The following is an 18709-nucleotide window of genomic DNA, read 5'->3' on the forward strand; positions in this document are numbered from 1 at the left end:
ATGGGTGGTGCCAGTGAGATCGAGCCAGAGCCCGTCGCTCCCCGACACAGCGGCGGTCGGCGTCCAATGGCACACGGCATGCAAGGCGAGCCGGTCGAGCCAGGCCCGATCAGCGTCAGGCTCGGCCTCAAGCACGTCGAGATCGGTGACAAGCGCACGCGCATGCGCCGCGGCCATGCCGGGCGCGAGGCCGAGATCGAGCGCAAGCGGGCAGGCGGCGGTCACGATATCGCGCTGGCCGGTACGGGCAATCAGGATGGTGGGCCGTGTGCCCCAGCGTGCCGGCGCCCGCTGCGCGGCGCCGGACGCCGGGCTTCCATCATCGACGCGGGCGAGGCGAAAGACCGGCGCGGCCGCCTCGCTGCGGCGTCCGAGCTCGCGCATTGGCGGTCGCTGATGCGCGGGCAACGCGTCGATCGCGGTTCGATCAGGGCGTGCGTCTTGCGCCCAGCGCGCGCCTGGTCGCCAGCCGCCGCCGCGCGGCACCGAGCAGGCGCCGGGATTGTCGTCGACGGGTTCGGGGAGGCGCGGTGCGAGCGGCGCGGGTTCAGGCCGCGTGCCCGAGCGCGAGATCGGCGCCGCCTGCCGCAAGCGCTCGATGGCGAGTTGCGGCAGGAAGAGCGAGGCGACCCTGGTCATCGCACGCCTCCAGTTCGAGGGAAAAGGGCGGCCCGCCGCGCTGCCGGACAAGTTCGACCGACCAGCGCGCGCGCCCGACGCCCGGCATTGACAAGGGGGTCGATGCAATGCTGCCGACCCGCCAGCGCGTGCAGGCGAGCGAAAGATCAGTGAGCGGACATTGGCCATAGCGCCGGTAGCGGCGATAGAGCAGCATCGGCGTCTTGCCTTCGGTCGCGGCGAGTTGCAGACGCCGCGTCGCGGTCTGGTCGGCGGCCTTCACCTCGGCAACGACACAGGCGAGCGAGCCATCGCGCAGCGCGTCCTCACACATGGCGAGAAGCTCGCGGTCATTATGGCCCTGCGCGTAGAGGATGCGATCCGGCCCGAGCCCGGCCTGTTCAAGCCCCGGCGCATAGAGGTCGAAGCGCGTCAGTGCCCAGAGCGCCGAGACACCTGGTGCGGCCGCAAAGCGCGCGGCAATCCCGGCGGCGAACAATGTCGCCGCCGCATCGTCGCTCCAGCTTGCCGAGGCCGCCGCGACCTCGTGCAGGCCCGCGCCATCGAGCCCGCCACCGGCGAGTAGATGATCGAGCGGCCCGACACCGAACGGTAGCACCGGACCACGCGCCGCCGCGACGCGCGACACAGCCTCGCGAAGCGCCTGAAGCTCTTCGGTGCTTGGCCGGGGCTGCGGAAAAGGCGGTGCGGTCATGCTGATATCGACTCAAGTGTTCCCTTTATGTTCCACTGAGTCGGCGTGATCGTCAAGTTGGCAGAAACAATGCTCGGCCAATCGCGGTCGAAGCCACGGATTATGAAGGTTTATTCGAAGTCGAAACCCAGCTCGGTAGCGGCCAGAGTCTCAAGAGCGAGAACTGCATCGGCAATCGCGGTGGCCGCCTGATGCGCTTTTTCGGGTGGATCGAGATTCGCTTCCTGCACAGCGTCCATATCAGCGAGATAAGTTTCGTACCGCGCAATGAAAGCTTGGGACAGAATCAGCCGCTGCGCATGATAGGCGAAGCGGGCCGCCTGCATCTGCTCTACCATTTGCTTGGTGGCGCGCTGCTCGTGCTCGCTTCCGCCAAACCCTTGCGGGTCCTCGTCATAGCCCTTGTCGATATAGCCCAAGATCGCGCGCGCTCGGTCAAGGCTGCCGATAATTCCGGTATAGGCCTCGCGGCGCAGGTCCCATGATCGCTCGCGCCTGTATTTTCGCCGCTCGCCGAGTTGTACGAGCCAAGTTGTCAGTCCCGAAATCAGCCCGCCGACGACAACTCCGCCAAGGCCGATCCATGCGATATCGAGTTCCAGCGCCATGATCCCTCCAATCGGCAAGCGCGACTGGCCCATACGGGTGCCGCGCCATTTCCCATCACTATAGCAGATCGATAGCCCGCTGGTCGCGATCGCCGGCAACCCAACATTCGAGAGCGGCGGAGAAGGCGACTGTCGGGCCGGCGCATTTGCTAGTCTAGTGGAGTCTCGGCGTCTGAAGACGGTCGCGGCTCTGCCGGATGGGCGATCGTAAAGCTCACGGAGAATTGGCCGGAAGGACCAGGTTCGTCGCTCTCGATCCGGAAGATATATCCGTTCCATTCGAGCGAGACACCATTGTCCTTCTCGTCGAGCACCCCGCGAAAGGCCGCAACGGCCTCAGGCCCGGCGGCGCGGTGCATCAGCAGCGCTATGAGTTCGGCGAACCGTTGCTCGTCGCTTTCCTTATTCTCCGGCCCCCACATCCAAAGATCGACCGTGAGAAGGGTAGCCCGCGCCTCGTCGCCCTCGACATAATAGGTCGCGTGGTTCGCAAGCGGCCCATCGCCAAATTTATAAACTGCGCTAGCGCGATACCGGTCGAAATACCAGAGATAGGCAGAAAGAAGGAAGCCTTCGGACGCCAGAAATTCCATCGCCTCATAGGGCGACCAACCATCGGCTGGATCAACATATGGTCGCCTTACGGCGCGCTCCTGCTCGCGCCTTGCCTGAGCAATTGCCTGAATGACGCCCAACCGATCCGTCGGCCGGCGATGCACGATGATATGCCGCCACCGCTTGAGGAGATCGAGATCGCCGCGAAAGGCAAGAAATGCGCGCTGCCGCGCAAAGCGCGCCAGGCCCTTGTCGCGCAGCGCAAAGGAGATGTTCGTGAAGTTCCGATCATAAACGACGAGGACCGAAACACCGTAGAGGAAGGGAAGAAAGAGAAGCGACAGCAAGATCGGAACAAGCAGTTCGCTGACATTTTGCCGCACGTTGAATGTCGGCCATTCGGCGACGGTCGCATAAATGCTGTAGCCCAGAACAATGAGACCAACGATCAGGAGAAAGGTGCCAAGACAGCGCGCAGTCGGTGCGTGCGCCGCGTCGCGCTCGCTGACCTGGTGCACGAGCGCCAAAAAGGTCACGACCGGGACGATCGCCAATTCGACCGGAAGGCTGAAACTTTGCAGCCCGCCGATGAACACCAGCAAGCCAGTCAAATCGAGGGTGCTTCTGATCGTTCGACCAAAATAGGTCCGGTCTTCGTCGATACGGTTCACATTGAAGAGCGTCGCGGGAACGAACGCCAGCGACCATGCGACAGTCGACTTGAGATTGTCAGCCGTCCAGATGCCCCACCAGGAAAGGAATGCCACGCAGGCCGCGACGTAGATCGCAGCCGCCGCGAAGATCATCAATATCGCGCGATGGGCCATCGCCCTCAGCATCGCGCGAAACGCTGACCGGACGGGCGCATTGAAGAATAGCGCCGCGATCAGGATTCCGCTCCAGACCAGCGTCGCAATTTCGCGATTGTTAAACTCCATCCGTCCCCCTCGGTCTGGTGAGCGATGTTCAGCCGGACTCCCGGACGGCCAGCAGCTTCATTGTGCGCTCATCGCGTTGCCCGCCGAACCAGCGATGAAGCGCCGCCGCCAACAGCGATGTGCCACCGGCCGCTTCGAACAGGGTCAGCGACGAGCGGAGCTTCATGGCATCGACCTCGCCGAATATGGCCACCGGGTCGCTGCCGGCCAGATCCTGCAATGCCTCTACGCATTCGACATAGCGGAGGCCGAGCAGTGGATGAGCGAGATAGGCACGCGCTTCATCCGCATCTGCGATGGCGTAGCGCTCCGACATCGCACTCCGCCCAAGCCCCGCGAGCTGGGGAAATATATACCACATCCAGTGCGAGTGCTTCCGGCCGCGGCGAAGCTCCTCGATGGCGCTCGGCCACGCCTGTGCCTGTGCGTCGACGAAACGATCGAGGTCATAGTCTTCGGTCACAGCGCTAACGCGCCCTGCGCGGGCGGCTTGCCGAAGACCTGGGTCGGCTCGAGGCTCCCCTCGGGCAGCCATTTGAGGACATCGCCGGCCGGAACGCGCGGGTCAAGCCACGCAGCCCACTGGTCGCGCGCAAGCGGGATGATCTGGCGATGATGGTAAGGCGCGACATCGGGACCGGCATCCATGGTGAGCAAGGTGAAGGCTTCGCCGCCGTCATACTCGCGCCAGATGCCGGCCATGCAGAACCAGCGATGCTCCTTCATCGTGAACAGCCACTTATCGAGGCGCTTCTGCGCCTTGTCGGCGGGATCGGTGAATTCGTAGAAGCCGTCGCACAGGACAAGGCAGCGGTGCGATGTAAAGTCACGTCCTTCCGAGCGGAAATTATAGACCGGCTTGCCGCCCGGCCCGGGCCAGCTCCACCGCCGATTCACCAGTTCGCCCATGCCCCCGCCATCCGTGCTGCGGACGATCGGGGCCATATCGGTTATGCGAACATCCTCGCGGGCCGGCACGTTCGGCGCGCCTTCGGGCATGTCGATCCTGATCTTGAGGTCCTCGAAATCCTCGGCAATGGAGGCGATATCGACTTCCAGCCTGTAATCATTGCACATCCGCGGTCGTCCCCTGGCCCTTGCGACTCACTGTCGTTCCCATTATGTTCCGCTCATGACGGCCACGCCAGCACCCTTTGATTCCGAGGCCCCGAGCGGCGGCGTGACGGCGCTTGTCCGCCGCAATCCCTACGATATGACCGAAGTCGAAATGGTCAATGCGGTCTGGGGTTCCGATCCGCGTTTCTCGGACGGCATCAATTATCGCTCAGTCCGCGCCGAAGGCCGCGCCGTCCCGAACCGCCGCTGCCTGATCCCCGCTTCGGAATTCCGCATGGGCACCGGCGACCATCGCTACCGGGTCACGCTCGACAGCGGCAATTTCTTCTATCTCGCCGCAGTCTGGGACCCGCCGCTCGCCGACTGGCCGCTGTCGTATCGCATCCTCACGATCCCGGCCGGCGCCGACGTTATCCCCTATCAGTCGCGCCACGGGGTCATCATCGAGCGGCGCAATGTGATGCACTGGCTCGACGGAACGCTCCCAAACGAAGAATTATTCGCGGAGCCGCCGCGCCACACGCTGTTCGTCGAGCCGCTGCGAGCGCAAGCCGCGCTCGCGCTGTGACGCGCGCCGCCGCCGCGGGGGCACACCACGCCCCCCAAGCTGACCTCTTCGGTCCATCCTTGCTGCCCGGCCTCGCCTATCGCGACGATGTGATTACACCCATCGAGGAAGCGGAGCTGATTGCCCGCATCGAAGCCGCGCAGCTCACCCCGTTCCAGTACCAGCAATGGGAAGGCAAGAGGCTCACGCGCTCGTTCGGCTGGACCTATGATTTCCAGACCGGCCGTTTCGCCCCCGGCGATCCGATGCCGCCATGGCTCGACCCGCTGCGCGCTCGCGCGGGGGCATTCGCCGACGTGGATGCCGGTTCACTAGAGCAGGCATTGCTCATCGAATATGGCGTCGGCGCCGGTATCGGCTGGCACAAGGATCGCCCTGTCTTCGAGCATGTGATCGGCATATCGCTCGGGTCGCCGGCGACGATGCGGTTTCGCAGGCGAGCTGGAGACAAGTTCGAGCGCGCTAGCGCCGAACTTGGACCACGATCAATCTACCATATGAACGGCGAAGCCCGGAACGACTGGGAGCACAGCATTGCCGCGATGGATGCTCCGCGCTGGTCGGTGACTTTTCGCAGCCTGCGCTAGCCACGAAGCGCTGCTGGCCGAAGTTGTGAACCGGCTCGCCAAGGTTCACCAATGCTCGCGAGAGAATGACGCGCTCTTGGCAAGCCCGCAGCGGGGCGGCGTGCGATGCGCGCCAGTGCCTAGCCGCTGCCCCGCAAGGATAGCGAGCCCAAGTGCGCACGCGCGGCCCAACATCAGCGCGACCCCTGGCCGAGCCTGCCGAGGCCAGAGTGCGCCCAATTGAATGCCGCGCTCTCTGGCCGCCTCCAAGATGGCCATCCGGTAGCCCTCGAATCGGCAAAGCTGCATTTCCGTCAGCACTCACAGACGCGCTGCTCAAGCGCTTTGATATCGATCTGTTGCAATGCCGCGATTTCGGCCTCGGAAAGAAAGTGCGCCCTCATCGTCGTCTGCGGACTTAGAGCTTAAACAAGGGACTGGGCTTGTCCTTCGAGACGACGAGCATCAGCGTCCGGGTTGCCCGACTAATCGCCACATATAGTCGGTCACGCGACGCCTTCGTGTTCGAGAAATTATCAGCATCGCACGGCAGCACCATCACATTCTCGAATTCGAGACCCTTTGCTTTATGGATGGTGCTGATCGCCTTGGACGGTATTTGCGGTCGCGCATGTGTCCGTCGCCGGGCGATCTCAGCAAAGCCGTCGTCCGCGTTCTCAAAACGGCAGAGCTGGATCGCTTCGGCAAATTCGCGGTGGTGATGGACGCGGACCTCGGCAAATGCCGATTCGCCGGCGATGAGCCCGCGCAAATGATCGAGCGCTTTGGCAACGCCACGGTGATCGGGTGTCTCGACAATATGGCGCGCCATCGCTTGGAGATGCTGCGGCTTGCCGTTACAAGTCTTGGCGCAACCCTGCTGTGCTTCTTGGACAAAACGGTTGCCGAACGCCGTGGGCGAAAAGCCGGTTGCAACACGACCCATGAAAGTGAGCGTACCGCGCGCAAGCGCTTCAGCATCGCCTTGGCTGGCGGTGCAATGCGCAGCAAGGTCGGACAAGGCTTCGCGGACATGGCCCTCCCACACCGTCAGGCGGCGGTTGAAAAAGCCGCGCAGCGCGGTGACGCGGTCATTTTGCCCGGTAAGCACGAGCATGGATTGTGCGTTAGCCCGCGCATAGATCGGCTGACTGACATTGGCTGCAACGCGAAACCCAGTGCGCTGCGGTGACGTATTTTCCGCGATATGGACCGAGAGACCGGAAGGGAGATTGGCCGTCAGATCGATTTGCCCGCCATCACGGAGCGTGGTCCTCGCTTCCATGATCCACGCCCCTAAGGTTGGTTGGATACCGGCCCAGCGATGCGGCTGGTCGAGCTCCTCGAACCGGTCAGCCGCAGCTTTCATTTCAACCCAGCGTTGCTCCGCCGCAGTCCGTTCAGCCTGTGTGCCGTTAAAAATCATCTGCATCGGGTCCGCGAATACACGCACACGCGATCCAGCATGATAGAGGCTCATGACGATCTCATGCTGGTCGGCGCTCGCGTCTTGGTGCTCGTCGCAGATGACAATCGGATAGCGCCAAGCAAGACAACGCCCAATCCAGGGGTTTGCAGTCAGTAACCGCGCAACCTTCTGCGCGAGACGGTCATAGCCACTGGGTTCGCGGCGGGCCCAAGCGCCGACGTCTTCGGGCAGCCCCAGCGCCCCGCGATAAGCGGCGGCAATCTCGCCGATCAGTCCATCGATCGTGCGGATCTCGACGCGCCGGCTGCGCCCGCGCGTTCGGCTCGCGAAGACGTCGCACGCGGCGTTGGTATGGGTGAGGATCAGCAGCCGGCCGCCGCCAAGCCCAGGCGCGACATCACTGGCATAGCTGGCACCTTGGTATGTCTTGCCGCAACCGCCTGGCGCCTCGACCACGACAAGGCGAGCGTCCGACCGCAGCCCTTCGGCGACGCTCGCGTCTGACATCAGGCGATCGCCTGTACCGCCTCAAGCCCGACGCTCGCGCGAACGGCGTTGACGAATGGCAGCAGCTGGGGGGCGACGTGCGGCCAGAGGCCCATGGCGATCATTTTATCCGCAAGCTCGGTTCCGCCAGCGACGTTCTTGAACCAGCGCTGGCCGTGCTTCTTCCAGGCCTTCTTCTGCGTATCGGGTGCTTGAGGGTCGGCGGGACCGTGCCCGCAAGCTGCTTCTATCATCAGTTGGCGGATATCATCGCTCGCTGCGACGATCGCGGCCAGTGATTTGTCGGCGAGCCCAAGGCGATCGGCCAGTGTCCGCAGGCGCTCACCAGTGTCGCCATCGGGTTCGGCGATGAAGGCTTCGAGCTGATCGTCCTGAACATGCGGGATTAGGTTGGTTTCGAGACAACCTTGCTCCCAACGCATGAGCAGATCACCGAGCTTCGCCTTGGTGTCCTGCCAAACGCCCTCCTGCGTTCCCTCATTATCAGCGAACCCCGCGACGGTGAGTCCGCTTTTGGCGAGCCCCTTCAAGACCGTCAGAGCCTCCGAATTGCTGCCGCCGTCGCTAACCCAGATGCCGTGGCGCCGAATATCGTCGCCGAGTGAGCGGTTGAGCAGCCGCGTGACAAATCCGACCTCAGTCGCACCTTCGGCGATCACTGCGACGCGCGCGAGGAATGTTTCCGGATCGCGTTTCTGCTGTGCGGCGACCGTCGCCGGAAGTCTGCCGACCGTGCCACCGGCATCGACATACCAGAGCGTAGCCTCGGCCGCAGCGTGAACCGCGGGCGCGCTATGCGTCGTCACGAATACCTGCGATGGGCTGGCTACTAGTTCCTCAATTAGGATCCGCTGGCGATACGATTCTAAGCCCCGTTCGATCTCGTCGACGACCATGATCGGATGCTCGGCATGATGCGCCGCAGCAACCTCCAGCGCGGCAAGGCGGCGGGTGCCCGCCCCCCAGCTCGACAGCGGTAACATGGCCTCGTTCTTGGCGGCGGTGAGCCCGATGAGAGCATTTAGCGAGAAGCCCGGCCCGCCTACCAAGCCAAGGCTGAGCTTTGCAGGGAGCGTGCGCTTGTGGAAGCGATCGTCGAGTTCCGCGAGCGCGGCTTTAGGGCCGTCCTTGAGCTCGCCGTGAATGTCTGTTTCGCCGAGCTTGTCGGCTAGGCGCGAGCGCAGTGTTCGATCGCTCAGCAAGCGATCGAGCGCCGAGCCCTGGATAAGGCGAAGGTCGCGATCGTTGCGATCATCGCCGCTTAGCCGGACAACGCCGATATTGCGGCGGACCGAGACCGGAAAATGGTCGAAGGATTCGTCGGGCTGACAAATTTCGTGCTGTATTTCGAAATCGGATGTCCCACACACGCGCACGCAGAACACCGGATCGACGGGTTGGCCGTCATTGGCCTCGGGGTCGGGCAGCTTCGCGCCCTCCTTGCTCCATTCCCAAGGCCAGTTCGCCTTGCGTTGCTCAACGATCCCACAGCTGAGCGGCAGCGACATAGTCGCTGCGATTTCAAATCCTTCCTCATGGCATCGTTGCCAATAATCGGCGTCGGTAAGCGTCGCAGCGTTGGTGGGGTTTAGTAGAAGCGCAATTGCGTCGAGGATTGTGCTCTTGCCGACATCACCACCCCCCAAGAGCAGGTTCATGCCCTTCTCTGGAAACCATGACAGCTTCTCGATTCCGCGGAACCGCAGGATCGACAAGTGACGAATATATGGGGCGTCTTGGACCGGAGCGGGGGCGTCATCTGCCATCATATAAGGTTACGGCTTGCGGCTGGATTGATCCAGCAGCAATAGAAAATCTGTTCCACAGTCGAGGCTTTTGACTGAGATGCCCAGCCGTTCATTCTTCCCACTCCCCCTCGATCCGCCGCGGCTGCACTAATGGCCATTCTGCCGAACGAAACGTCGCGAGCGATCGTGCCCCAAAATCCGGTTCAACCTGCTGCGCCCAACCGATTAGGCCGCGGATATGGTGGTAAAGGCTCGATATTCCGGTCTTCCTCGCCAGCGCATGCTTCGCGGGGCCGAAACTGGGCGATGTCAGATAGTGGAGGTGGAGGCGGATATTGTCCTTGAACGCCTGCGAAAGGCGCGGCGCGGGCCCATCGACTAGCATACCGAGGACAATTCGGCGCGCGCCGGGACCGCGGATAACGGTTTTGCGGTGATTGGGAGTGAATCCGGCGTGGTTGAGCACATCGCAAACCTGACGCTTTAGGTCGTGCATCTCCGTCAGCGTCCGCTGGCGATCGGACGAAAAGGCAAGATCATCGGCATAACGCGAATAGCGAAACCCTTTAGCCGACGCTAAATTCGCCAATGTAGTATCGGTCCGCACCATGGCGAGATTGGCGAGCATCGGGCTGGATGGCGCGCCCTGCGGCAACATGCCCTCTGTGCTATGCGCGTAGAAGGCAATTGGTCCCGGATGCGGCGCGGGGTTCTTGCCAAGCCCGCGGTCGATGGCGAGCGTGCAAAGCCGCGCAAATTCGAACGCCAGCAGCTTGGGAAATCCCAGCTGCGCGAAGATCGCCGAAACGGTGCCTTCGCTTACCGAATGGAAGAAATCCTCAATATCGACCTTGAGCAGCCACTGCGTGTTTGGGTGCTGCTCGGCCGCCTGAACCGGCGAGGAGTCGGGATGAAAGGCAAAGCTCGCCGGGTGGACGGGCACGAAACGTAAGACATGATCGACCAGCCAGCGTTGTGCGATCGCGAGGCTGACTGGCGGGATTGAGATCAACCGTTTCGACGATCGGCCCGGGATGCGCTTTTTCAGTAGGACATGCCGGTATCGCGCATGGCCTCGGCGAGCGACGCTACGGCGGAGGAACAGGTATGGAAGCTCGGTCAAGACTGAGAAATGGCGCAAGGTTAGGACGGGGGTAATTCGCGGGTCCGTCGCGCGGACGCGGGCCAGTACCGCCAGCGCATTGTCAAGCGTCTCCTGATCCACGCCCTGACGTCGCCCAACCGAAGCGTAGCGTTGAGGACTCGGCGCTGACATCTACTTCGACCCACTCAGGTGGGTGGGACAGCAAGTCTCGTCCAAGACCCCGCCAGCCGCGACTTGCTGTCTCGCGCAGCGCGAAGGTCCTGCTCCGATATACGGACCCGGGAAATCCCTGGCCCCAGGCTCCCAAGGAACCCGTCGCCGCTTGCGCGGCGCATTTCTAAATCCCCTCACCGGGCCCTCAACTGGGTAGGATAATAATAGGGTTGATCGTCGGTGGGAAGGACTACTGTGCGTGAGCGGCGGAGCTGGAGACGCCTCAGCTCGCGCCGGCCCAACACCGTGAGGACGTTGCGATCATTCGTCCAGTGCGCGATCTGCGTGAAGCGTAGGATTTCCTCGGCCTCTGCAATTGGCAGGCGTGTGCGCGCCGAGACGTTACCAACGGTGCGCGCACCATCGCGCAACGCCGTAAGTACCAACATGGTCTCGATCCAGCGGCGATTGGTTTCATCGGCTAAGAAGCGCTCCGCTGCCCGAATATGCAGCACCTCACGCGCGCGCTCGGCCAGCTCATCAGCATTGGCCGACGGAAATTGTGCGTCAGCAGCGAGCGCGCTGCGGTTGCGAAACAGCGGCAGCCAGCCCTTGCGATCGCTGTGAAAGATCGGCGGGGCGTTGTTCGGCATGCCGTGGGAAAAGGCGATGAGCGCGCCTGACCAACCAAAGCCAAACGGAAAGCGGGGTTTGCGCGGATGGCGACGGCACAGTGCTTCGACCTCATCGCGCGCTCGGCCGGTGAAGGTCGCAGTAATGGTCGGGCACGCATGAACGACACGGACGTCTGGTCCTGACGAGTGCGAGCGCACAAGTTTCAGTCCATCTTCAGTCCCTGAATAGGCAGCCACCGCAAAGCGCACCAGTCCAAAAGAGTGCCAGCTGCGGATCGTCGCGACCCGCCAAAACGCCTCGAGCATTTCCCAGATGCGTTTACCTGAACCGATGAAGTCGGAGACAATGACGATATGGCTCACACGGCCGGCACGGAGCGAATCGGGGCCAGGATGCGGAAGTACTCGTCCCCGATGCAGGCGCTCGTAGCCGGTGATGAAATTGGCGATGGCGCCTTCGCTACCAACTTCCTGATCTTCAGGATCGACGACGATCGGCGGCATGCCCTCGCCGGTCGCGCGTCCGTTCTCCGTTCCGGGAAAGAAGGGCAGGACTTCGTGCCGAATGAATCCGTAATCTGGATCTTCAATGTCGCGCGTGTCGACCGCGCGTTCAGCGAACAACGCGATCGGCCGATTAAGGTCTTTCTCCTCTCGACCCGCCATGATGTCGTCGAGCCGCGCGCGCAACCCGCGATAGAGTGCGTCGTGACTGACCAGCATGACGGCATCGGCCAGTCGACTGGCCAAAGCGCGCTCGGTATCAGAAAATTGGTCCAACCACGATTGCGCGAAATCGGAATTTGACAGGCTCATACCGACTTCGATTCGAACGAGATTGGCCGCAGATTACGAACCTCCGATAGCACCCGGCCTCGCCCCCTCTAATTGTTGCTCTTGTCTTCTGCCCCAGCTTCGATGCCCACCTTGCCGTAAACAAAGCTCGCCGCCAATCCAGAACAATCGGATCATCGCCGTAGTGTGGCGCTCATCGCTGGGCATTGTCAGAGTATTGCCAAGCTACCGGCCACGGATATGCCTTAGGAAGACCAACGACGGCTTTCGGGTCAACATGCATCCGATTGAACGACGAAATCTGGCGTGTAGCCGCCAATCGGTCAGCCCGCCTCCTTCGCGGTGGCTTCGAGATGTGCGATGCGCTCCCGGCAAACCTTCTCGACGATCGCAGCCAACGCCGAAACGCGCGCGCCCAGCCATAAAAGCTCATCCTTGGTGATGCGATAATGTTTCGAGTAGCGCGCCTTGATGTAGGCTTCTTTCAGCTTCTCGAATCGCGCCCGATCGGCTTTCATCTCACGCGGCCAAGCGTCGACGAGCCGTCGATCGATGCGCTCCGCCTGCGTCCGCAAGAAGATCAGGTTATGGACGTGCGGGGAGTAGAATGTGCAGACGAGAAGTACGCAATTATAAAGCCGTTCGGTGGCCTGATGCAAATCGAAGGCTGCTTTCTTGTTCCATCCTTGGGAAATCGCGTGCGAGGCAGATCCGCTAAAGTGACCGGCGGTCTCGAACCACTCCTCAAAATACTCCTTCGCCATCTCGAGCGCCGCATGTGGCGACTTCGGTTGCGGCTCGGGCAATTCATCATCTACCGCCTGATAGATCGCAATTCCGTCGCGTGCGACGTCCATGAAGAAATAGCGACCATGCGACAGGCCGGCATTCACCTCACTATTGCTGTGAACGATAAAGTTCACCGGCGTGCGCAGGGTCTTTGTCACCGAAAGCTCGCGGATCAGCCGGTCGTCGAGCTTTGCCCAATAATCGACGCGATCGGTCAGCCGATCGTCGTTGACGATGATCAGCAGATCATAATCCGACTGATAGCCCTTGGCGGTATGTGGCTCGTCAACCCAGCCACCGCGCGCATAGCTGCCGTAGAGAATGATCTTGGAAATGCGGCCCTTGCGCTTCCAGTCCTGCGTCGCAAGTGCCAGGACATCCTCGAATTCTTCGAAGATGATCTGGACGATCCGTTCGAGCTCGCGCTGTTTGTGCGGGGGGAGATGATCGAGGCTGCTGCGCATTGCGGTTCACCCTAACAAGGTGGCAGCACCCTTGCACGCCGAGATTGAACCAGCCGCAAAGATGCCGCCGATGGTGGTCAATCCGCCGGATTCCAGAGCAAGGCGTAAACATCGGGATTGTCCTGCCCTGCTGCGCGGCCGAGATTGGCATAGATGCGCCGCGGCCCGAATTCGGGCGCTTCGAGAGTCAGCGAGACATAGAGGTTGCCCGACGCCTCGCTGCGGCGGAGCCAGCCGGCGCCGCATTCGACACCGTTCGACCAGACGCGATAATCGGGCTGTATCTCGCCGTTCTTGCCCGGATTGGGGCGGATTTCGATGGGGACGCGGATCGAGATCGTTGCGAGCTGGCCGACAAAGCCCTTCTCGTTCGTTCCGCTGACAAGACCGATTGCGGCCATGATATTGCTCCTCCGAGGCCCGGAGCCATCCCCGGGGCACCGGCAGCCAGTGAATGGCGGTAGGCCCGTGCGCGCAGGCCCGCAGCGCGCGCGAGGATGTGCGAGTGGTCGATCCGGCTCGCCACCGCGCGGGCCGATACCCGGCCTTCATTGTAGCGGTTCGCCGGCTCCCACACAGCATTGACGCCGAACGAAACGCAGTGCGCGAAGAGCGCCGCCTGCGCATCGGCGTCGAGCGCGGCCAGGCAGTCCCAGAGGTCGGTGGTCGCATCGGGCAACTTCTCCGACCAGCTTTCGTGCCGCTCGCGGATCGCCAGCGCCGAGGCCGTGTCGTTCAGCGTGCTGCCATAGCCGACGAGCGAGTGGCCCCGCATCGAAATGCCGACACAGCTCGCCGAGGACGCGTAGCTGTAGAAGCATTCGAGCACGAGCGCGTGGAGGATCGCGGCGAAGGCGACTTGGGGCGAGCGTGCGAGCGCATCGCGCAGCGCGAGCGTCCGGTGCCCGGTGAGGTCGGTGACGAGCTTGTCGGGGAGCGGCCGGACGAGATCGTCGGGATCCTCGTCTTCATTCTCCGCACCCTGTTGCTCGCCGGTTTCGTCGCCGGCCTCCTCGGTCCCATCGGTGCCAACTTCGGCCTGTTCGCCGTCCGCCTTTTCGGTTTCGTCGCCATCCGCCTCCACTTCGGGCTCGTCCTCGGGCCGGACATAGCCGCGCTCGACGTAGAGCGAGCCGTCGACGTCGATGCTGACGAACGCCCCCGCGATCGCGATCTCGGCGGGATCGTAGATGAGGGGCTTCGAGACGAGCGGCGCGATTTCCTCGTCGATCGCTTCGATCCGGGCGCTGACTTCGTCGGGAATGTCGTCATGACCCGACCATTCGTCCTCGAGACGATCGGCCTCCTCGCGAAGGGCTTCGATGCGCGCTTCATCTTCGGCCTTCGTCTCGGGCGCCTCGCCTTCGATTTCGCGCAGGCCGTAGGTGTGGCCGTAGTGGAAATCGACTGCGGCCTCGACCCACTTCCAGCCCTCGGCCGCGATCGCCGCGACCGCGGCATCGAGCTTCTCGGTCTGGAGCCGGTCGAGCAGCGCGACATCCTCGAGCCAGCCGCCGTCGTCGCTTTCGAAGAGGTCGCGCAGGACATGACCGCCGGACTCGATATAGGCGGCCAGGGTGACGAAGCGAACGCGCTTGTCCGAGGCGCGAACCTTGTCCTCGGTCAGCCGCGCGCGGATGAACCAGGGCTGCTGGGTCGTGCTCGACTGCAGCATCTCCCAGACCTGTTCCTGCCGCGCATGATCCGATGCGACCGAGAAGGCCATCAGCTGCTCGAGCGTCATGCCGTCTTCGGCATAGATCTCATGCAGCTTCGGCGAGACCGAGGCGAGCTTTAGGCGCTGCTTTACCACGGCCGGCGTGACCATGAAGGTCGCGGCGATGGTTTCGATGTCGCTGCCCTGTTCGATGAGCTTCTGCATCGAGCGAAACTGGTCGAGCGGATGCAGCGGCTCGCGATGGATATTCTCGGCAAGCGAATCTTCCTCCGCCGATACCTCGTCATCCTCGCGAACGATGCACGGCACCGGCTCGGTCTTCGCCATACGGCGCTTCTTGACGAGCTCCTGAAGCGCGCGGAAGCGGCGGCCGCCAGCAGGCACTTCATAGCGCCCGGTCTCATTGCCCTCGCCGTCGCGCTCGACGCGGACAGTGAGGCTCTGGAGCAGGCCGCGCCGCGCGATATCAGCCGCAAGGCTGTCGATCGACACCCCCGCCTTCACGCGCCGCACATTGGCCTGGCTCAGGATGAGCGAATTGAAGGGAATTTCCTTCGCGCCGCTGAGCGAGATTTTTGCATGTTTCGTCATGACTGCTTCTCCATGACGAGCCGCCGCGAGACTCTCTCCCGGCTCTTGGCCCGTCATGGGACCGGCGCAGCCCTCTCCCTCTTGAGGGAAAGAGCTACGCCGGACCGTGCGAGCGGGGGCGATCTAGTGAACCGACGCCAGCAGCCGCGCGCCCTTCGCTTCGAGATCGAGGCGCGCGTCCTGGTGCGGCCGCTCGCGGGCGAGCGCGGTGATCCCCTGCACGAAATCGAAGATCGACGCGGGCGGATGCCCTTCCTCCTTCAGCACGCTCCGGATGATCCGCTCGCTTTCGCCCTTCGAGAAGCCGCGCTTGCGCAGGAAACTCTGCCGATCCTCGTCGGTGCGCGCGACGATCGCGGCACGCGACGCCTTGATCCCGTTGACGAACGACCCGGCCGAGGAGGCAGCGAAACGTTCCAGCGCAGGGGCGGCTTCCTGCGCGAAGCGACCGGCCGCGAACTTGCTGTGGCGGATGCTGATTTCCTCAAAGCTCTCGGCGCCCCAGATGTTCCGGTTCATACAGACGGCGCGGAGATAGAAGGTCGCCATGCCGAGCGTCTTCGATCCCACTTCGCTGTTCCAACAGTAGAAGCCGCGAAAGAAAAGATCGGGATCGCCGTTCGGCAACCGCCCCGCCTCGATCGGGTTGGCGTCATCGACTAAAAACAGGAAGACATCGCGATCGCTGGCGTAGAGCGTCGTCGTACCCTTCGTGACCTCGACGAATGGGTTGTGGCGCATCGTCGCCCAGTCGAGCAGACCCGGCACTTTCCACCGCGTGTCGCCCGTGCCGTTGCCGGCGATCTTCATGACCGCGGCGACCAGTTCATGGTCCCAGATCCGGCCATAGTCGGGCCCTGTAACCGCGCGTAGCTCGGTCCGGCCATCGCTAGTCTCGAGCGTCTTCACCAACTCGCCGCGATGCGCGAGCAGGCCATGCTGCATGTTGATGCCGGCAAGCGCCGCGGGAAGCTGGCGCAAGTAGCCCGAAGGCGCGCCGACCAAGCTGCATAGCTGACCGAACGACCAATGGGTGGACGCGACCGGCGCCTCGCGGTCGGGAAGGAGGAGGCTGAGCCGGTCGGGCTCGTCGGCGGCCGCGACGACGCGAATCGCCTTTGTCTCGACCGTCCGGGTGGATGCCGCTTCGGCCCGGCGACGCACGGCGGCATAGAGTTCGTCCAGCGACAGAAAGCGCTCGTCGTCGGGGCGCGAGAACCATTCGGAAGAAGCCCGGCCAATGCGCTGACCGCGCGAGATATCGACCTTGTAGCCGGGCGCGTGATCGGCGGGCGCCGCTTGGGTAGGGTGGGTCATGGCAAATCTCCGCGACGAGCGCCCGGAGCCTCTCTCCAAGCCCTTGCCCGTCACGGGTTTCCCCGTTCCCCTCTCACTCTATGGGCCAGCGGGCGTAGCGCGCCGGGCCCGCGGACTGGCGCGGCGCATGCCGCGAACGAGACAGACTAGCCACGCGAAAGCTGCCGCGACTATCCGTATCTGCGATATTTTTTGGAGACATTGTGGGGACAAGGCGGTGGATCATTGCCCGTGTCACCACAAATCGCGCTGGCCGCGCGACACTAAGTGTCTGATTTTCTATGGAAAACTGGAGCGGGCGAAGGGATTCGAACCCTCGACCCCAACCTTGGCAAGGTTGTGCTCTACCCCTGAGCTACGCCCGCTCTGGCGGCTGGAAACCGGTCGGTTCCAGCGGGTGAGGCGGGCGATTAGCACCGGCTTTTTGACTCGGCAACCCCTGATTGTGCATTTTCTCCGAAGGGTTGGCATATCGCCCGCAAATCCCACATAAGCGGGGAAAGAGTCTTCCCGCCGCCGCAGAAGCGACGGCAAATCAAAACAGGAGCATGTTTGCGTGGCCACGCTCGGTCTGAATCCCACCGAAAAGGAAGCCGTCGAAGCCTTCCGCCGCGATGTCGTCGAACCCTCGATGACCAGCCTCGTGATCCTCGATTTCTGGGCCGAATGGTGCGGGCCGTGCAAGCAGCTCGGCCCGGTGCTCGAAAAGGTCGCCGCCGATTATGCCGACAAGGGCGTCGTGCTGGCCAAGGTCGACGTCGACGCGAATCGCTTCATCGCCGGCCAGTTCCAGGTCCAGTCGATCCCGACCGTCTATGCGATCTTTCAGGGCCAGCCGGTCGCCAACCTGACCAACGCGCGGACCGAAAGCCAGCTGAAGGCGATTCTCGACCAGTTGCTTGCGCAGCTCCCGATCGAGAGCGAGGCGACCGCGCGCGCGGTCGAGATCGCGCCGCTGATCGAAATGGGCGAAAGCGTTCTGGCCGAAGGCGACGGCCCCCGCGCCGCCAGCATCTTTGCGCAGATTCTCGACATGGCACCCGACAATGCCGCGGCGCATGGCGGATTGATTCGTGCGCTTGTGCTCGCGGGCGACATCGAAGGCGCGCAGGCCGCGCTCACCGCGGTGCCGGTCGACATCGGCGAAGACTCCGCGATCGCGCAGGCGAAAAGCGCGCTCGCGCTTGCCGCCGATGCCCCCGATGCGGGCGAGCTCGCCGCCTTCGAGGCGGCGGTGGCCGCGAACCCCGGTGACCACCAGGCGCGTTACGACCTGGCCAGCGCGCAGATCGGTACGGGTCAGCGCGACGCCGCCGCCGACAATCTGCTCCACATCGTCGCCGCCGATCGCGGATGGAACGAAGACGCCGCGCGCGCCAAATTGCTGTCGCTGTTCGAAGCCGTCGGGCTCGAGGATGCGTGGGTCGCGGCGCAGCGCCGCCGCCTGTCGCTGATCCTGTTCGGCTGATGGGCGAAACCGCGCCCTTGACTATCCAGCGGATCGCGATCTTTCCGCTCACCGGCGCGGTACTGTTTCCCGGGCTGCATCTGCCGCTGCACATCTTCGAGCCGCGCTATTCGGCGATGGTGCAGGAAGTGCTGGCGCGCGACCGGCAGATCGGGATGATCCAGCCGCGCCAGCTTCCCGGCGAAGAGGACCGCGAACCGCCCGCGCTCTATGACGTCGGCTGCGTCGGGCGCATCGTTGACGTCGAGGCGCTCGACGAGGGCCGCTTCAACCTCGTCCTCGAAGGCGTCGCGCGCTTTCGCGTCCGCCGCGAGCTCGACGTCACGACGCCGTTCCGGCAGGTCGAAGCCGAGATCGAACTCGAAGCCGAGGACGAGGCGGTGCT

General features: G+C 63.3%; 16 protein-coding genes, 1 tRNA gene and 2 pseudogenes. 4 read left to right on the plus strand and 15 right to left on the minus strand.

The features are described from left to right. The 6 genes and pseudogenes from VJ811_RS00030 to VJ811_RS00055 form a co-directional block, all read right to left on the minus strand. Positions 1 to 639 (minus strand): annotated as a pseudogene (locus VJ811_RS00030) (DNA polymerase Y family protein); the annotation flags it as partial. Beyond that, on the minus strand, positions 548 to 1333 hold the full coding sequence (locus VJ811_RS00035) for a protein ImuA (protein ID WP_324069964.1): 786 nt from the start codon (positions 1331 to 1333) through the stop codon (positions 548 to 550). The pseudogene VJ811_RS00030 and the gene VJ811_RS00035, both read right to left, overlap by 92 nt. Before the next feature lie 110 nt (positions 1334 to 1443). After that, positions 1444 to 1941, minus strand: a complete 498-nt coding sequence (locus tag VJ811_RS00040; protein WP_324069966.1) for a hypothetical protein — start codon at positions 1939 to 1941, stop codon at positions 1444 to 1446. Between the two features lie 149 nt (positions 1942 to 2090). After that, positions 2091 to 3302: a hypothetical protein gene (locus tag VJ811_RS00045; RefSeq protein ID WP_324069968.1), complete on the minus strand. Its 1212-nt coding sequence runs from the start codon at positions 3300 to 3302 to the stop codon at positions 2091 to 2093. 160 nt (positions 3303 to 3462) lie between these two features. Continuing rightward, positions 3463 to 3897 carry a DUF1810 domain-containing protein gene (locus VJ811_RS00050; protein ID WP_324069970.1) on the minus strand — a complete coding sequence of 145 codons (435 nt, stop codon included), beginning with the start codon at positions 3895 to 3897 and terminating at the stop codon, positions 3463 to 3465. Further along, positions 3894 to 4511, minus strand: coding sequence for an SOS response-associated peptidase (locus VJ811_RS00055; RefSeq protein ID WP_324069972.1), 618 nt, complete (start codon positions 4509 to 4511; stop codon positions 3894 to 3896). The genes VJ811_RS00050 and VJ811_RS00055 overlap by 4 nt, the downstream gene beginning before the upstream one ends. Positions 4512 to 4566: 55 nt before the next feature. Here VJ811_RS00055 and VJ811_RS00060 point away from each other — a divergent pair, with 55 nt between their 5' ends. Beyond that, a complete protein-coding gene (locus VJ811_RS00060) occupies positions 4567 to 5079 on the plus strand; it encodes an SOS response-associated peptidase family protein (RefSeq protein WP_324069974.1) in 513 nt (170 codons plus the stop codon). Beyond that, positions 5076 to 5666 carry an alpha-ketoglutarate-dependent dioxygenase AlkB gene (locus VJ811_RS00065; RefSeq protein WP_324069976.1) on the plus strand — a complete coding sequence of 197 codons (591 nt, stop codon included), beginning with the start codon at positions 5076 to 5078 and terminating at the stop codon, positions 5664 to 5666. The genes VJ811_RS00060 and VJ811_RS00065 overlap by 4 nt, the downstream gene beginning before the upstream one ends. Before the next feature lie 397 nt (positions 5667 to 6063). On the opposite strand, the gene VJ811_RS00070 is transcribed toward VJ811_RS00065, so the two are convergent. The 9 genes and pseudogenes from VJ811_RS00070 to VJ811_RS00110 form a co-directional block, all read right to left on the minus strand. Further along, positions 6064 to 7581, minus strand: a complete 1518-nt coding sequence (locus VJ811_RS00070; protein WP_324069978.1) for an ATP-dependent helicase — start codon at positions 7579 to 7581, stop codon at positions 6064 to 6066. Next, positions 7581 to 9350: an ATP-dependent nuclease gene (locus tag VJ811_RS00075; protein ID WP_324069979.1), complete on the minus strand. Its 1770-nt coding sequence runs from the start codon at positions 9348 to 9350 to the stop codon at positions 7581 to 7583. The genes VJ811_RS00070 and VJ811_RS00075 overlap by 1 nt, the downstream gene beginning before the upstream one ends. Before the next feature lie 88 nt (positions 9351 to 9438). Continuing rightward, positions 9439 to 10554 (minus strand): reverse transcriptase family protein, encoded by a 1116-nt coding sequence (locus VJ811_RS00080; RefSeq protein ID WP_324069981.1) that lies wholly within the window; start codon positions 10552 to 10554, stop codon positions 9439 to 9441. Positions 10555 to 10781: 227 nt separating this feature from the next. Continuing rightward, entirely contained in the window at positions 10782 to 12038 is a 1257-nt protein-coding gene (locus tag VJ811_RS00085) for a phosphoribosyltransferase-like protein (protein ID WP_324069983.1), read from the minus strand. Between the two features lie 302 nt (positions 12039 to 12340). Beyond that, complete coding sequence (locus VJ811_RS00090) at positions 12341 to 13270, minus strand: HEPN domain-containing protein (protein ID WP_324069986.1); 930 nt, start codon at positions 13268 to 13270, stop codon at positions 12341 to 12343. Between the two features lie 77 nt (positions 13271 to 13347). Then, the gene (locus tag VJ811_RS00095) at positions 13348 to 13671 is read right to left on the minus strand and encodes a DUF736 domain-containing protein (protein WP_324069988.1); all 324 of its coding nucleotides are present in this window, start codon (positions 13669 to 13671) and stop codon (positions 13348 to 13350) included. 1367 nt (positions 13672 to 15038) lie between these two features. Then, positions 15039 to 15596: pseudogene (locus VJ811_RS00100) on the minus strand (ParB/RepB/Spo0J family partition protein); the annotation flags it as partial. Between the two features lie 66 nt (positions 15597 to 15662). Further along, entirely contained in the window at positions 15663 to 16856 is a 1194-nt protein-coding gene (locus VJ811_RS00105; RefSeq protein WP_324069990.1) for a DUF932 domain-containing protein, read from the minus strand. A gap of 290 nt (positions 16857 to 17146) precedes the next feature. Then, a tRNA-Gly gene (locus tag VJ811_RS00110) sits at positions 17147 to 17221 on the minus strand. Between the two features lie 191 nt (positions 17222 to 17412). Here VJ811_RS00110 and VJ811_RS00115 point away from each other — a divergent pair. Both VJ811_RS00115 and VJ811_RS00120 read left to right on the plus strand, forming a co-directional pair. Continuing rightward, positions 17413 to 18324: a tetratricopeptide repeat protein gene (locus VJ811_RS00115; RefSeq protein ID WP_324069992.1), complete on the plus strand. Its 912-nt coding sequence runs from the start codon at positions 17413 to 17415 to the stop codon at positions 18322 to 18324. Next, positions 18324 to 18709: LON peptidase substrate-binding domain-containing protein (locus VJ811_RS00120; RefSeq protein WP_324069994.1), on the plus strand; the 386-nt coding region annotated here is incomplete at its 3' end. The genes VJ811_RS00115 and VJ811_RS00120, both read left to right, overlap by 1 nt.

This window comes from Sphingopyxis sp. (genome assembly GCF_035250425.1).
GTDB lineage: Bacteria > Pseudomonadota > Alphaproteobacteria > Sphingomonadales > Sphingomonadaceae > Sphingopyxis.

Coding starts and splice junctions, on each gene's coding strand:
- VJ811_RS00070 (WP_324069978.1), bottom strand. CDS start 7,581: ATGTCAGACGCGAGCGTCGCCGAAGGGCTGCGGTCGGACGCTCGCCTT.
- VJ811_RS00090 (WP_324069986.1), bottom strand. CDS start 13,270: ATGCGCAGCAGCCTCGATCATCTCCCCCCGCACAAACAGCGCGAGCTC.
- VJ811_RS00040 (WP_324069966.1), bottom strand. CDS start 1,941: ATGGCGCTGGAACTCGATATCGCATGGATCGGCCTTGGCGGAGTTGTC.
- VJ811_RS00095 (WP_324069988.1), bottom strand. CDS start 13,671: ATGGCCGCAATCGGTCTTGTCAGCGGAACGAACGAGAAGGGCTTTGTC.
- VJ811_RS00105 (WP_324069990.1), bottom strand. CDS start 16,856: ATGACCCACCCTACCCAAGCGGCGCCCGCCGATCACGCGCCCGGCTAC.
- VJ811_RS00075 (WP_324069979.1), bottom strand. CDS start 9,350: ATGATGGCAGATGACGCCCCCGCTCCGGTCCAAGACGCCCCATATATT.
- VJ811_RS00045 (WP_324069968.1), bottom strand. CDS start 3,302: ATGATCTTCGCGGCGGCTGCGATCTACGTCGCGGCCTGCGTGGCATTC.
- VJ811_RS00060 (WP_324069974.1), top strand. CDS start 4,567: ATGACGGCCACGCCAGCACCCTTTGATTCCGAGGCCCCGAGCGGCGGC.
- VJ811_RS00085 (WP_324069983.1), bottom strand. CDS start 12,038: ATGAGCCTGTCAAATTCCGATTTCGCGCAATCGTGGTTGGACCAATTT.
- VJ811_RS00055 (WP_324069972.1), bottom strand. CDS start 4,511: ATGTGCAATGATTACAGGCTGGAAGTCGATATCGCCTCCATTGCCGAG.
- VJ811_RS00035 (WP_324069964.1), bottom strand. CDS start 1,333: ATGACCGCACCGCCTTTTCCGCAGCCCCGGCCAAGCACCGAAGAGCTT.